This window comes from Pseudomonas sp. URMO17WK12:I9 (assembly GCF_900230165.1).
Taxonomy (GTDB): domain Bacteria; phylum Pseudomonadota; class Gammaproteobacteria; order Pseudomonadales; family Pseudomonadaceae; genus Aquipseudomonas; species Aquipseudomonas fulva.
In genome coordinates, this window is sequence record NZ_OCMQ01000008.1 from 191,746 (window position 1) to 204,630 (window position 12,885).

At 59.9% G+C, this 12,885-nt stretch carries 15 protein-coding genes and 1 tRNA gene; 10 read left to right on the forward strand and 6 right to left on the reverse strand.

Features of this window, described 5'->3' with window-relative positions:
• Positions 1-65 precede the first annotated feature (65 nt).
• Positions 66-884: an inositol-phosphate phosphatase gene (gene suhB / locus CRP40_RS16785; protein WP_023533392.1), complete on the forward strand. Its 819-nt coding sequence runs from the start codon at positions 66-68 to the stop codon at positions 882-884.
• A gap of 103 nt (positions 885-987) precedes the next feature.
• Here the strand turns inward: suhB and CRP40_RS16790 are convergent, their stop codons facing one another.
• The 6 genes from CRP40_RS16790 to queA form a co-directional block, all read right to left on the reverse strand.
• Complete coding sequence (locus CRP40_RS16790) at positions 988-1,530, reverse strand: glycine zipper 2TM domain-containing protein (protein ID WP_027913683.1); 543 nt, start codon at positions 1,528-1,530, stop codon at positions 988-990.
• Between the two features lie 118 nt (positions 1,531-1,648).
• Positions 1,649-2,557 carry a protein translocase subunit SecF gene (gene secF / locus CRP40_RS16795; RefSeq protein ID WP_027913682.1) on the reverse strand — a complete coding sequence of 303 codons (909 nt, stop codon included), beginning with the start codon at positions 2,555-2,557 and terminating at the stop codon, positions 1,649-1,651.
• Between the two features lie 10 nt (positions 2,558-2,567).
• The gene (gene secD, locus CRP40_RS16800) at positions 2,568-4,430 is read right to left on the reverse strand and encodes a protein translocase subunit SecD (protein WP_027913681.1); all 1,863 of its coding nucleotides are present in this window, start codon (positions 4,428-4,430) and stop codon (positions 2,568-2,570) included.
• A gap of 64 nt (positions 4,431-4,494) precedes the next feature.
• On the reverse strand, positions 4,495-4,830 hold the full coding sequence (yajC, locus tag CRP40_RS16805) for a preprotein translocase subunit YajC (RefSeq protein ID WP_023533309.1): 336 nt from the start codon (positions 4,828-4,830) through the stop codon (positions 4,495-4,497).
• 44 nt (positions 4,831-4,874) lie between these two features.
• Positions 4,875-5,990 carry a tRNA guanosine(34) transglycosylase Tgt gene (tgt, locus tag CRP40_RS16810; protein WP_161780411.1) on the reverse strand — a complete coding sequence of 372 codons (1,116 nt, stop codon included), beginning with the start codon at positions 5,988-5,990 and terminating at the stop codon, positions 4,875-4,877.
• A gap of 14 nt (positions 5,991-6,004) precedes the next feature.
• On the reverse strand, positions 6,005-7,054 hold the full coding sequence (gene queA, locus CRP40_RS16815; RefSeq protein WP_027913679.1) for a tRNA preQ1(34) S-adenosylmethionine ribosyltransferase-isomerase QueA: 1,050 nt from the start codon (positions 7,052-7,054) through the stop codon (positions 6,005-6,007).
• Positions 7,055-7,159: 105 nt separating this feature from the next.
• On the opposite strand from queA, the gene CRP40_RS16820 reads away from it, so the two are divergent.
• From CRP40_RS16820 to CRP40_RS16860, 9 genes are all read left to right on the forward strand, one after another.
• Positions 7,160-7,244, forward strand: a tRNA-Leu gene (locus CRP40_RS16820).
• Positions 7,245-7,451: 207 nt separating this feature from the next.
• On the forward strand, positions 7,452-8,657 hold the full coding sequence (locus tag CRP40_RS16825) for an integrase arm-type DNA-binding domain-containing protein (RefSeq protein ID WP_027913678.1): 1,206 nt from the start codon (positions 7,452-7,454) through the stop codon (positions 8,655-8,657).
• Positions 8,657-9,340 carry a hypothetical protein gene (locus tag CRP40_RS16830; protein WP_027913677.1) on the forward strand — a complete coding sequence of 228 codons (684 nt, stop codon included), beginning with the start codon at positions 8,657-8,659 and terminating at the stop codon, positions 9,338-9,340. Before CRP40_RS16825 ends, CRP40_RS16830 begins: the two co-directional genes overlap by 1 nt.
• Before the next feature lie 112 nt (positions 9,341-9,452).
• A complete protein-coding gene (locus CRP40_RS16835; protein ID WP_027913676.1) occupies positions 9,453-9,677 on the forward strand; it encodes an AlpA family phage regulatory protein in 225 nt (74 codons plus the stop codon).
• Positions 9,678-10,060: 383 nt separating this feature from the next.
• Complete coding sequence (locus CRP40_RS22025) at positions 10,061-10,219, forward strand: hypothetical protein (protein WP_176505843.1); 159 nt, start codon at positions 10,061-10,063, stop codon at positions 10,217-10,219.
• A complete protein-coding gene (locus CRP40_RS16840) occupies positions 10,216-10,485 on the forward strand; it encodes a hypothetical protein (protein ID WP_050587298.1) in 270 nt (89 codons plus the stop codon). The genes CRP40_RS22025 and CRP40_RS16840 overlap by 4 nt, the downstream gene beginning before the upstream one ends.
• Before the next feature lie 295 nt (positions 10,486-10,780).
• Positions 10,781-11,188: a virulence-associated protein E gene (locus CRP40_RS16850; protein ID WP_050587297.1), complete on the forward strand. Its 408-nt coding sequence runs from the start codon at positions 10,781-10,783 to the stop codon at positions 11,186-11,188.
• A complete protein-coding gene (locus CRP40_RS16855; protein ID WP_027913674.1) occupies positions 11,185-12,456 on the forward strand; it encodes an AAA family ATPase in 1,272 nt (423 codons plus the stop codon). The genes CRP40_RS16850 and CRP40_RS16855 overlap by 4 nt, the downstream gene beginning before the upstream one ends.
• Positions 12,456-12,749, forward strand: coding sequence for a hypothetical protein (locus tag CRP40_RS16860; protein ID WP_027913673.1), 294 nt, complete (start codon positions 12,456-12,458; stop codon positions 12,747-12,749). Before CRP40_RS16855 ends, CRP40_RS16860 begins: the two co-directional genes overlap by 1 nt.
• The last annotated feature ends 136 nt before the right edge of the window (positions 12,750-12,885 follow it).

The window sequence follows — 12,885 nt, forward strand, 5'->3', positions numbered from 1 at the left end:
CTGCCGCCACAATTTTCTGTTAGAATGTTCGGCTTTCTTCTTTAACATCTCCAGGTGACCCGCCCATGCAGCCTATGCTGAATATCGCCCTGCGCGCCGCTCGCAGCGCCAGTGAACTGATCTTCCGCTCCATCGAACGCCTGGATAGCATCAAGGTCGATGAGAAAGAGGCCAAGGACTACGTTTCCGAAGTCGATCGCGCTGCCGAGCAGAGCATCGTCAATGCCCTGCGCAAGGCCTACCCGAACCACTCCATCCTGGGCGAAGAAACTGGCCTGCACGCCGGCTCCGGCGAAGAAGGCAAGGACTACCTGTGGGTCATCGACCCGCTGGACGGCACCACCAACTTCCTGCGTGGCATTCCTCACTTTGCCGTCAGCATTGCCTGCAAGTACCGTGGTCGCCTGGAGCACGCTGTGATCGTCGACCCGGTTCGCCAGGAAGAGTTTACTGCCAGCCGTGGCCGTGGCGCTCAATTGAACGGCCGCCGCCTGCGCGTCAGCTCGCGCACCAGCCTGGACGGCGCCCTGCTGGGCACTGGCTTCCCCTTCCGTGATAACCAGATGGCCGACCTGGACAATTACCTGGGCATGTTCCGCAGCCTGGTAGGCCAGACCGCCGGCATCCGCCGCGCTGGCGCGGCGAGCCTGGACCTGGCCTATGTGGCCGCAGGCCGTTTCGATGCATTCTGGGAGTCGGGCCTGTCCGAATGGGACATGGCCGCAGGCGTGCTGCTGATTCAGGAAGCAGGCGGCTTGGTGAGCGACTTCAATGGCGGCCATGACTTCCTCGACAAAGGTCACATCGTCGCCGGCAACATCAAGTGCTTCAAGGCGGTACTGACTGCCATCCAACCGCACCTGCCTGAAAGCATGAAGCGTTGAGCATTTGATTGCAGGAAAACAAAAGCACCCCTCGGGGTGCTTTTTTCATGCCTGCCAGCCCTGCATCACCGGCGTCGGCACACGGCCAACGCCGGCAGCAGCATCACTGACCGGCGTCGCTGAGAATCAGCTTGCCGTTCTTGTCCACTGGGATGGTAGAGCCTGGCTCACGGTTCATCTTCACCTGGCCGACCTGATCGCCAATGGTGTACTTGACGTTATAGCCCACCACTTTTTCACTGATGTCGTTGACCGTGTTGCAGCGGGTCTGGGTCGTGGTGTAGGTGTCACGCTGCTGCATGCCCTCCTGCACCTTGTTGCCAGCATACCCACCACCCACCGCACCGGCCACGGTCGCGATCTTCTTGCCGGTGCCGCCGCCGATCTGGTTGCCCAACAGGCCACCGGCCAACGCGCCGACCACAGTGCCGGCGATCTGATGCTGGTCCTTGACTGGCGCCTGGCGAGTGACGGTCACGTCCTTGCACACTTCGCGCGGGGTCTTGACCTGCTGCTTGATCGGCTGCACGTCGGTGACCTGAGCATACTCAGGCCCTTTGTTCACCAAGCTGTAGGTCGCCACAGCACCTCCGGCAGTGACACCGACAGCACCTAGCACCGCACCCACCAGCATTGATTTATTCACGTGAACCTCCTGATCGTACATACGGGACTTGGCCCGCTTTCTCCTTGCCTTGGAGCAAAAAAAAGGGCGCGAGTTCAACACTCGCGCCCTCTCGTCCGCCAAGCGGAGCGTCAGTCGGTCACGGACGGTCGTCCACGCCCTCGGTCTTTGCCGGCGGAATCAGGTCTTCGCTGTTCAGGTTCAGCCAGATCAGCACCACGTTGGCGATGTAGATCGACGAGTAGGTACCGGCCATCACGCCGATGAACAGGGCCAGCGAGAAGCCGAACAGGTTGTCACCGCCGAAGAACAGCAAGGCGGCAATAGCCAGCAAGGTAGACACCGAAGTCGCCACGGTACGCAGCAACGTCTGGGTGGTGGAGACGTTGATGTTTTCGATCAAGGACGCCTTGCGCATGACCCGGAAGTTCTCACGCACCCGGTCGAACACGACGATGGTGTCATTGAGCGAGTAGCCGATGATGGCCAGCACCGCCGCCAGCACCGTCAGGTCGAAGGTGATCTGGAAGAACGACAAGATGCCCAGTGTCACGATCACGTCGTGGATCAGCGAGATGATGGCGCCTACCGCGAATTTCCACTGGAAGCGGAACGCCAGGTAGATAAGGATGCCACCCAGCGCCAGGAGCATGCCCATGCCGCCCTGGTCACGCAGCTCTTCACCCACCTGCGGGCCGACGAACTCGACACGCTTGACGGTGGCTGGGTTGTCACCGCCGGCCTTCTGCAAGGCTGCGGCGACCTTGTTGCCCAGCTGTGGGTCATCACCCGGCATGCGCACCAGCAGGTCGGTGGTGGCACCGAAGCTCTGCACCACTGCCTCGTGGAAACCCGAGTCGACCAACTCGGCCCGTACCGCCTTGAGATCGGCCGGGCGCTCGTAGGTCAGCTCGATCAGCGTGCCGCCAGTGAAGTCCAGGCCGAAGTTCAGGCCCTTTTGCCACCAGCTGAACAAGGCCAGCACGGTGAGCAGTACGGTGACGCCGAAGGCGACATTGCGTACACCCATGAAATTGATGGTTTTCATCGCAGCTCCCTCAAACCCACAGCTTCTTGATGTCACGCCCGCCACAGGTCAGGTTGACCATTGCGCGGGTCACCATGACGGCGGTGAACATCGAGGTGAAAATCCCGAGGGACATGGTGACCGCAAAGCCCTTGACCGGGCCGGTACCCATGGCGAACAGGATACCGCCGACCAGCAGGCTGGTCAGGTTGGCGTCGATGATCGCGGTATAGGCGCGGTTGAAACCTTCATGGATGGCGCGCTGCACCGACATGCCGGCTTTGAGCTCTTCGCGGATACGCGAGAAGATCAGTACGTTGGCGTCCACCGCCATACCCATGGTCAGTACGATACCGGCAATACCCGGCAGGGTAAGGGTTGCGCCAAGCAACGACATCAGGGCCAGCAGCAGCACCATGTTACCCGCCAGGGCGATGGTGGCAATGACACCGAAGCCGCGGTAGATGGCGATGATGAACAGCGAGACGAACAGCATACCCCACAGCGAGGCGTCGATGCCCTTGGTGATGTTGTCGGCACCCAGGCTTGGGCCGATGGTACGTTCTTCAGCGAAGTACATCGGTGCAGCCAGGCCGCCGGCACGCAGCAGCAGGGCCAGTTCAGACGATTCGCCCTGGCCGTTCAGCCCGGTGATACGGAACTGGCTACCCAGCGGCGACTGGATGGTCGCCAGGCTGATGATCTTCTTCTCTTCCTGGAAGCTCTGGACCGCAACGTCCTTCTCGACGCCATCGACCGTCTGCTTCACGTAGCGGGTGACAGGCTTCTGCTCGATGAAGATCACCGCCATGCTGCGACCAACGTTGCTGCGCGTCGCGCGGCTCATCAGTTCGCCGCCATGCCCGTCCAGACGAATGTTCACCTGCGGGCGGCCATGCTCGTCGAAGCTGGCCTGGGCGTCGGTCACCTGGTCACCGGTGATGATCAGGCCACGCTCGACGGGCGCCGAACGCCCCCCTTCACGGAACTCGAACACTTCGGTGGTGGCTTTGGACGCGCCCGGCTCGGCACCGAAACGGAACTCCAGGTTGGCCGTCTTGCCCAGAATACGCTTGGCTTCGGCAGTGTCCTGCACACCCGGCAGCTCGACCACGATGCGGTTGGCGCCCTGGCGCTGCACCAGCGGCTCGGCGACACCCAGCTCGTTGACACGGTTACGCACGGTGGTGAGGTTCTGCTTGATCGAGTATTCGCGAATCTCGGCCACTTTCGCCTGAGACAGCGCCAGACGCAGCACGGCGAGGTCATTGCGCTCGGTGGTGGTCAGGTCGAAATCGTTGAAATTCTTGCGGATCAGGGCACGTGCCTGTTCGCGCGTAGCGTTGTCAGCAAAGCCGAGCATGATGCCACCGTCCTGCTGCGGCAGGCTGCGGTAGCGGACCCGCTCCTTGCGCAGCAAGGTCTTGACCTCGCCTTCGTAGACTTTCATGCGGGCGCTCATGGCCTTGTCCATGTCCACTTCCAGCAGGAAGTGCACGCCACCGGACAGGTCCAGGCCCAGCTTCATGGGGCTGGCACCCAGGTTGCGCAACCACTGCGGGGTGGTTTGTGCCAGGTTAAGCGCCACGACATAGTCATCGCCCAGCGCCTTGCGCACCACATCCTTGGCGGGCAGCTGGTCTTCCTGATTGGTCAGACGAATCAGGCCACTGCCCTTCTCACCCAGGCTCACGCCTTTGACTGCGATGTTTGCATCGACCAGCGCCTTGCTGACGCGATCGAGATCGGCCTGGTTGACCTGCAGCGCCGAGCTGGCACCGCTGATCTGCACGGCCGGGTCATCCGGGTAGAGGTTGGGAGCGGAATAAATGAAACCGATCGCCAGTACCAGCAGGATCAGTGCGTATTTCCACAGAGGGTATTTGTTCAGCATCACGCCGCCCGTTCAAGACGCGGGGCGCGTTGCGCGCCCCGACTGGAAAAATGAAACCGGTAACTCAGATAGCCTTGAGCGTACCTTTTGGCAGGGTCGCGGCAATGGCGCCCTTCTGGAACTTTAGCTCGACAGTGTCGGACACTTCCAGCACCACGAAATCATCGGCCACTTTGACGATCTTGCCGGCAATGCCACCGTTGGTGACAACTTCGTCACCTTTCTGCAAGTTGCCCAGCAGGTTCTTCTGCTCTTTGGCACGTTTGGCCTGTGGACGCCAGATCATCAGGTAGAAGATGACCAGGAAACCGACTAGGAAAATCCACTCGAAGCCAGTACCGGCAGGGCCGGCGGCGGGGGCTGCAGCGTCCGCGTATGCGGCGGGGATCAAGAAGCTCATGGGTGCACTCCTAATGCGAATATTTTAATAATGGATGCAGACAGTCAGTCCAAGGGCGGTACAACAAGCCCGCGCTTGGCGTAGAAGGCGTCGACGAAGGCGGCCAATTTACCTTGTTGAATAGCCTCGCGTAAACCGGCCATCAAACGCTGGTAATGGCGCAAGTTATGGATGGTATTCAACATGCTGCTGAGCATTTCGCCACACTTGTCCAGGTGATGCAGATAGGCGCGGGAGAAGTTGCTGCAGGTGTAGCAGTCACAGGTCGGATCCAGTGGCGATTCATCATGGCGATGGAACGCGTTGCGGATCTTGATCACCCCGGTGTCGACGAACAGGTGGCCGTTGCGCGCGTTGCGCGTAGGCATCACGCAGTCGAACATATCGACGCCGCGGCGCACACCCTCAACGAGATCCTCCGGTTTGCCTACCCCCATAAGGTAACGAGGTTTGTCAGCCGGCATCTGCTCGGGCAAGTAGTCCAGCACCTTGATCATCTCGTGCTTGGGCTCACCCACCGACAGGCCGCCGATGGCCAGGCCGTCGAAGCCGATGTTCTCAAGCCCTTCCAGGGAGCGCATGCGCAGGTCCTGGTACATGCCGCCCTGAACGATGCCGAACAGCGCGGCGGTGTTGTCGGCATGGGCGTTCTTCGAGCGCTGGGCCCAGCGCAGCGACAGCTCCATGGACGTACGGGCGATGTCGTGCTCGGCAGGGTACGGGGTGCACTCATCGAAGATCATCACCACGTCCGAACCCAGATCACGTTGCACCTGCATGGATTCTTCCGGGCCCATGAACACCTTGGAGCCGTCCACGGGAGAGGCGAAGGTCACGCCTTCTTCCTTGATTTTGCGCATGGCGCCCAGGCTGAAGACCTGGAAGCCACCGGAATCGGTGAGAATCGGGCCTTTCCACTGCATGAAGTCGTGCAGCCCGTTGTGCTTCTTGATCACCTCGGTACCTGGGCGCAGCCACAGGTGGAAGGTGTTGCCCAGGATCATCTCGGCACCAATGGCCTCGATGTCACGGGGCAACATGCCCTTGACCGTGCCATAGGTGCCCACCGGCATGAACGCCGGGGTTTCGACCGTGCCACGGGGGAAGGTGATGCGGCCACGACGGGCCTTGCCGTCGGTGGCCAGCAGTTCGAAGGACATTCGGCAGGTGCGACTCATGCTTGCTCCTCGGGCCCGCGAGGCGCCGGATTGCGGGTGATGAACATGGCATCACCGTAACTGAAGAAGCGGTACCCCTGCTCGACCGCCGCCGCGTAGGCAGCCATGGTCTCGGGGTAACCGGCGAAGGCCGAGACCAGCATCAGCAGCGTGGACTCAGGCAGATGGAAGTTGGTAACCAGCGCATCGACCACGTGGAATGGGCGGCCGGGGTAGATGAAGATATCGGTGTCACCGCTGAAGGGCTTGAGCTGGCCATCGCGGGCGGCGCTTTCGAGCGAGCGCACACTGGTGGTGCCCACGGCGATCACGCGCCCGCCGCGGGCACGGCAGGCCTCGATGGCGTCGACCACATCCTGGCTCACTTCGAGCCACTCTTTATGCATGTGGTGATCTTCAATCTTGTCGACCCGCACCGGCTGGAAGGTACCGGCGCCCACGTGCAGGGTGACGAACGCGCGCTCCACCCCTTTGGCGGCGATCTGCTCGAGCAGCGCCTCGTCGAAATGCAGGCCTGCGGTAGGCGCGGCGACAGCGCCTGCCTTCTCGGCGTAGACCGTCTGGTAGCGCTCCCGGTCCGCACCTTCGTCAGGGCGATCGATGTAGGGCGGCAGCGGCATGTGGCCGACGCGGTCGAGCAGCGGCAATACCTCTTCGGTGAAACGCAGCTCGAACAAGGTGTCGTGGCGCGCAACCATTTCAGCTTCACCGCCACCGTCCACCAAAATGACCGCCCCTACCTTGGGCGCCTTGCTCGCCCGCACATGGGCCAGCACACGGTGGCTGTCGAGCACACGCTCGACCAACACTTCGAGCTTGCCGCCGGAGGCTTTCTGACCGAACAGCCGCGCCGGAATGACCCGGGTGTTGTTGAACACCATCAGGTCACCCGGGCGCAGATAGCCCAGCAGGTCGGGGAATTGCCGGTGCTCGCGTGCACCGCTTGGCCCGTCGAGCACCAGCAGGCGGCTGCCATGGCGCTCGGCCAACGGATGGCGGGCGATCAGGGAATCGGGAAGTTCGAAGGAGAAATCGGCAACGCGCATGATGATGTTCGGTTCGGCAGGGCCGGGAAGTTTAGCCCAACGAATGAAAATTGACCATGAAAGACGATTGACCGACCGACGGCACCTCTCTATACTGCGCGCCACGCCCTGATGGCGGAATTGGTAGACGCGGCGGATTCAAAATCCGTTTTCGAAAGGAGTGGGAGTTCGAGTCTCCCTCGGGGCACCATCATATAGTTCCAAGCGGTCCCTACCAGACCCGGAACACCAGAGAAACCGGCCATTGAGCCGGTTTTTTTGTGCCCATCGTTCCCAGTGATTCCCTTGTAAGCCCCAAAGTATGTGAGTAGATTTGTGAGTAGGACGAGTTCGGTCCAGAATCCTACTCACACACCGACCGCAATCCGGCGCGGTTCGGCACTGCAAGGGAATAGCCGTGGCGCTCACAGATACCGCCATCCGCACCGCCAAACCCCGCGACAAGCTCTATCGCCTCGCGGACGCCCAGGGCCTTTGCCTTGAAGTGACGACCGCTGGCGGGAAGCTCTGGCGCCTTCGCTACCGATTCGAGGGCAAGGCCAAGATGCTGGGCCTGGGGGCCTACCCCGCCATCACACTTGCCCAGGCACGCGAGCGCCGGGATGCCGCGCGAAAGTTGCTGGCACAGGACATAGACCCAAGCGCACATAAACAGCAGGAAAAGGCCGCTGCCGCCGCCCAGGTGCTGACGCTCGAAGTGCTAGCGCGGGAATGGTACGACTACAACCAGCCACGATGGGCGCCAGCCACCGCATCGAAAGCGCTGCAGTATCTGGAGTCGGACATATTCCCGGTGATTGGCAAGCGGCCCGCTGCCGAGGTGCAACGCCCTGAACTGGTCGACCTGGTGCGCAAGATCGAGCGGCGCGAGGCATTCAATGTCGCCCGCAAGGTTCGCCAGTGGCTAAGCCAGATATTCCGTTTCGGCTTGGCCAAGGGCGTGGTTCCCGGCAACCCCGCCACCGATCTGGACGTGGTAGCCGCGCACGCCCCGCGCACTCGCCACCATCCGCACGTATCAGAAGGCGAATTGCCCGAGCTGCTGGAGAAATTGGACGCGGCCCAGTGCGATATCACCAGCAAGATCGCCATTCGCCTGCTACTGCTGACAGCAGTGCGACCCGGTGAGCTGCGGCTGGCGCCTTGGGACGAGTTTGACCTGGAGTCAGCTACCTGGACGATCCCTGCAGCACGGATGAAGGCACGGCGCCCTCACATCGTCCCGCTCCCACGTCAGGCCGTAGTTCTGCTGCGTGCCCTGCATGAGCTGACCGGCTCCTATCCCCTCGCCTTTCCTGGGCGCAACAACCGGGCCAGGCCAATGAGCGAGAACACTGTGAACAAAGCCCTCGCCACGGTGGGATATGAGGGACGCCAGACCGGCCACGGTTTCCGCCATCTACTGAGCACCAGCCTCAACAGCCGAGGCTATAACCGCGACTGGATAGAGCGGCAATTGGCCCACGGCGATCAAGACTCCATTCGCGACACATACAACCACGCGCACTACCTGGAACAACGGCGGGAAATGATGCAGAACTGGGCAGACGAAATCGACGCCCTTTGCGCCGGTGATAATGTTGTACCGTTCAGGAGAGCGTAATGAGCCTTGAATTCAAAAACACAATTGGGGTTCGGGGCGATGTTATCTCCCTCCGAGAAATGGTAATCGAAGCTGGTCCAGGCGAGCTAAATTGCAGCAAGCTTGAAGCAGTAATGAAGCTACATAAGCTTTTTCAAACGATCGCAGAACACTCAAGGGAAGAGTTCCTTCCTATAGCATGCTGCTGGGTAAGCACCCCGAAAAATCTAGAAAACGTTCATAAGCAATATTCGATCAGCATTCGATCAATCATTAATTACTTCGACAGGTGCGCATTCCCCGGCACTGTTGAATGCCATCGAAAAGATGGTTCAACAGAAAATGTCGGTGACGAATTTATTGTTTTTCAGCCTGGCCCTTGGATGGAATTTATTCAAGAGCACGGCGTTGCTTGGGTACCTGGAAAAGGTGCGATGTTAGTGACTGACATTCCATTGACTCTTCTTAAGGGCGGGCCCGAGCCAGAAAAAATCGCGCATGGATTCCCCTATACCAATGCGCAGCTGAGCGCGATGCAGAAAGCCGCTCAACACTTCTGGGTTGACTTCGACCGTCAGCGACCGCCGCTGCAAAAAACCATTTCGATTTATATCGCTGAGTTATTAGGGCTGGATGGGCCGAATCGAACTACTAACACGCTTGCTGCAGCGATAAGGCCTGACGATGCTCCTACCGAGCGATGACAGCTGCAGGTGACGTACTGACACGTCACCATGTCAGCGTTGTATGTCACACCATCCTTTGCCATTAAATCCGTAGCCATCACTACCCAAAATGCCCACGGAGGCGCAGACGATGGCTACCCCTACCAACACCACCTCCCCCGCTCGCCGCTTCATCAAGCGCCAGGACGTTGAGTCGATCACCGGCCTGTCCTGCACCGAGATCTATCGCCGTATCGCCGCTGGCGCTTTCCCCAAGCAAGTCACCCTCGGCCCGAAGTGTGTCGTGTGGATCGAGGCCGAGATTCATGCCTGGTGCGATGAGCAGATCGCAGCCAGCCGTGGGGAGGTGGCGTGATGATCTACCCCGGCTCCACTGATGCCCTTTCCCCTTACTCGTGCCCATTTTTGTTACTCGTGCCCACGCACAGGGATGGGCACAAGTGGAAAAAAAGGGCACGAGTAAGACTTGCACCCACTCAACGCTCGCTGTATCGTCCACTCGTCGCTGCAAATTCAGCGACCGGGTTTGGCGACCCGGACAAATCAAGGCGCGTAAGCGCCCTAACTGAATCTGGCGCTTTTTTTGTGCCCAGCATTCGGCTTTATGGTGGCTGTGCGCGGGAGACCTTCGGGTCTGCCGGGTTCCTTGATTCCCGGTTCGCCAACCTGCGTACAGCTGCCACCCTAAATCGTTTGGCGACGATCCGTGGCAGCTCCTCAAATCAAGGAGCTACATCAATGACCGCCCTCATTCCGTCGAAAATCCGCGCCCTTGCTCATCGCAAGATGGCCATCTGCGCCCTCCGCGCAAACTCGTCTCTCTCTGTCCGCTTGAAGCGCTATAACCACCACATGGACCAAGCTCGTGCCCTGGAAGCCAAAGGGGGTGAGCAATGATTCGCAGTCCTGAGCAAATCCTGTTGGAGTCAGCCGTTCTCGCCGATTTCGAATGCCATCATCAAAACCAGGCACGGGAGGCGTTCAACAAGCTCGAACGTATCCTTACTGCGATGATCATCCCGGCTCTTGGGCAGCAGCATCCGATCTCGAAAGATCTTTACGCGCAGCTCGATAACGTCAAACTCGGCTCGCAAAACTTTTGCTGGCGGCATCGGTATATCGGCTATAGCTACAGCGCAAACGAAGTCGGGGGTGTCCAATGAGCTACTGGCACGATCTCCTGCCCCGCCACGAAGCGCTGAAGAATATGACTCCCGGTCAGCTGAAAGCGACAGAGCAGGCAGCTGAAAGCTGTGTGTCGGTACTCGCGCATGGGATATCAGGCATAGGCCACTTGTTGGCTTGCACAGCATCGAACGGTGAAACCGGTCTGAGCTCTGTGGCGGTCACTGATATAGGCTGGCTCCTCGAAAGCCTGGGCAGTCTCGTCGGCAACTTGTCCGACACTGGCGCTGCAGCAACTTACCATTTATCCGAAGCTAAACCCGGAGCATAACCATGAACATCCAAAACGGTGCACATGCGCCGATGGGATCGGCTTGCCTGGATAAAGTGCTTAACCGATTAGACAAAGTTAGGTCTGCTGGCGCCGACAAGTGGAAAGCCTGCTGCCCCGCACACAATGACAAGCATCCCAGCTTGGCAATTAGCGAAACTTCGGACGGTGTCGTCTTGCTCAAATGCTGGGCTGGCTGCACAACAAAAGAGATTGTCTCGGCAATTGGTCTGGATTTGCGAGACTTGTTTCCCGGCGACAAACAACCGCGGCGCGGCCCAAGTAAGGCGGCAATTGAACATGAGCGCATGGTTTATCGGATCGGCCACCCTCTCCAGCAACAAGGGAAGTTGGCGGGTGATGATCTGGCGCGTTTCAACCTCGCCAAGCAGCGCCTGGGGGTCAAATGACTACAGATCGCTTTGCACAAGAATGGACCGAGCCTCTTAGCCCCATCAATCGAGAAAACGTAACCCCCCTATGGCGCGTCAATGCGGTTAAGGCGTCGACAATCAAAGCCGTTCCCATCCGCTGGCTGTGGCCTGGCTGGCTGGCGAAAGGAAAGCTGCACATCCTCGCCGGCGCTGGCGGTACCGGAAAGACCACGCTGCTGATTGGTCTGATCGCCACCATCACCACTGGTGGACGCTGGCCCGATGGCAACCGCTGTAGCGAGCCGGGTAATGCACTCATCTGGTCGAGTGAGGATGACCCAGCCGACACGCTGATCCCCCGCTTGACCGCTGCTGGTGCTGACATGAGCCGCGTCTACATTATCCAGGGGCTCACCAACGCCAGAGGCGACGCCGATCCATTCGACCCAGCCAACGACATTGTCCGTTTGCGTGAGACGGCCAGCGAGATTGGCGGTGTGTCGCTTCTGATGCTCGACCCCATCGTCAGCGCAGTGAAGGGCGACATGCACAAGGCCAATGACGTGCGTCGGGCGCTGCAAGGCGTAGTGGACTTCGCCGAGCAGAATCTTTGTGCCGTAGTGGGGATTTCTCACTTCGCCAAGGGTGGCGCTGGCTCGTCGCCTTCTGATCGAGTTATTGGTTCGCAAGCGTTCTCGGCGCTGGCGCGCACGGTGTTGGTAGCTGCCAAACAGGAAGACTCCGACCAACGCGTGCTGGCGCGAGCGAAGTCGAATATCGGCGCTGACGAGGGAGGTATCTCCTACACCATCGAGCCATGCGACATCGGAGATGGGATCGAAACCACTCGCGTGGTGTGGGGCGCAGCCATCGAAGGTAGCGCCCGGGAGATCTTGGGAGAAGCGGAGGCATCCGGTGATGAGGATGCACAAGACCTAGATGATCCCAGCGATTGCCTCTATCGGATCTTAAAGGACAACCCCCTCGAAAGTAATGAAGCAAAAGCCCTGATGAGGCGCAATGGCTACACCGAAAAGCAGATTCGCCGGGCCAGGGAAAAGCTGTCTGTTGTCACCGCCAGAACGGGCAACAAAAAGGATGTGAAGTCATTCTGGTCATTACCCCAAGCGGGTGGCTCATTCGCGCCTTTCCAACCACTCGTGCCCTCAGAATCCCACTCGTGCCCATCCTCTGGCGTGGGCACGAGTAACGAAAATGGGCACGAGTGGGACGATCAGCATGAAGATCCGCTGCCGGGTGGCGCGTCGTTTCCATCGCTAGATGATGACGCGGAGGACCTGTGATGACCGCGCTCGACTACCTGCTGGAGCGTGGATTTTCCGCAAAGAAGCAAGGTATGCGGGTGCGGATCTCCCCCGCCTCAAAGCTGACCGACGATGTGCGCAAATACGTCAAAGCTAACCGGCTGGCGCTGCTCGCAGAGCTGGCAGCGAACGACGGCTTGGAGCGCCGCTGCAATTGGTCGGTGCTAGTGCCGGGGTGCCGGCCATTCACCATGATCAGCGAGCCGATCACCCGCGACGAAGCACTGGCGGACGTTCGTGTGCGGTGGCCCGGTGCGGAGGTGGGGCCATGACGGGCCATAGCAGACGCCTAGGCGAACAATCGTCGAGCGCTCAACGAGGTAGGTGGGCTTCCCCACTGACCATGGTTTGGACAGTTTGGTCACCCCAGCGAAGCCGGAAAAACGCCACGGTAGATGCGCGCAGTTT

Bases quoted from the DNA above. Each gene is read 5' to 3' on its own strand.
- suhB (WP_023533392.1), top strand. From the start codon at position 66: ATGCAGCCTATGCTGAATATCGCCCTGCGCGCCGCTCGCAGCGCCAGT.
- secF (WP_027913682.1), bottom strand. From the start codon at position 2,557: ATGAAAACCATCAATTTCATGGGTGTACGCAATGTCGCCTTCGGCGTC.
- secD (WP_027913681.1), bottom strand. From the start codon at position 4,430: ATGCTGAACAAATACCCTCTGTGGAAATACGCACTGATCCTGCTGGTA.
- yajC (WP_023533309.1), bottom strand. From the start codon at position 4,830: ATGAGCTTCTTGATCCCCGCCGCATACGCGGACGCTGCAGCCCCCGCC.
- tgt (WP_161780411.1), bottom strand. From the start codon at position 5,990: ATGTCCTTCGAACTGCTGGCCACCGACGGCAAGGCCCGTCGTGGCCGC.
- queA (WP_027913679.1), bottom strand. From the start codon at position 7,054: ATGCGCGTTGCCGATTTCTCCTTCGAACTTCCCGATTCCCTGATCGCC.
- CRP40_RS16830 (WP_027913677.1), top strand. From the start codon at position 8,657: ATGAGCCTTGAATTCAAAAACACAATTGGGGTTCGGGGCGATGTTATC.
- CRP40_RS16835 (WP_027913676.1), top strand. From the start codon at position 9,453: ATGGCTACCCCTACCAACACCACCTCCCCCGCTCGCCGCTTCATCAAG.
- CRP40_RS22025 (WP_176505843.1), top strand. From the start codon at position 10,061: ATGACCGCCCTCATTCCGTCGAAAATCCGCGCCCTTGCTCATCGCAAG.
- CRP40_RS16840 (WP_050587298.1), top strand. From the start codon at position 10,216: ATGATTCGCAGTCCTGAGCAAATCCTGTTGGAGTCAGCCGTTCTCGCC.
- CRP40_RS16850 (WP_050587297.1), top strand. From the start codon at position 10,781: ATGAACATCCAAAACGGTGCACATGCGCCGATGGGATCGGCTTGCCTG.
- CRP40_RS16855 (WP_027913674.1), top strand. From the start codon at position 11,185: ATGACTACAGATCGCTTTGCACAAGAATGGACCGAGCCTCTTAGCCCC.
- CRP40_RS16860 (WP_027913673.1), top strand. From the start codon at position 12,456: ATGACCGCGCTCGACTACCTGCTGGAGCGTGGATTTTCCGCAAAGAAG.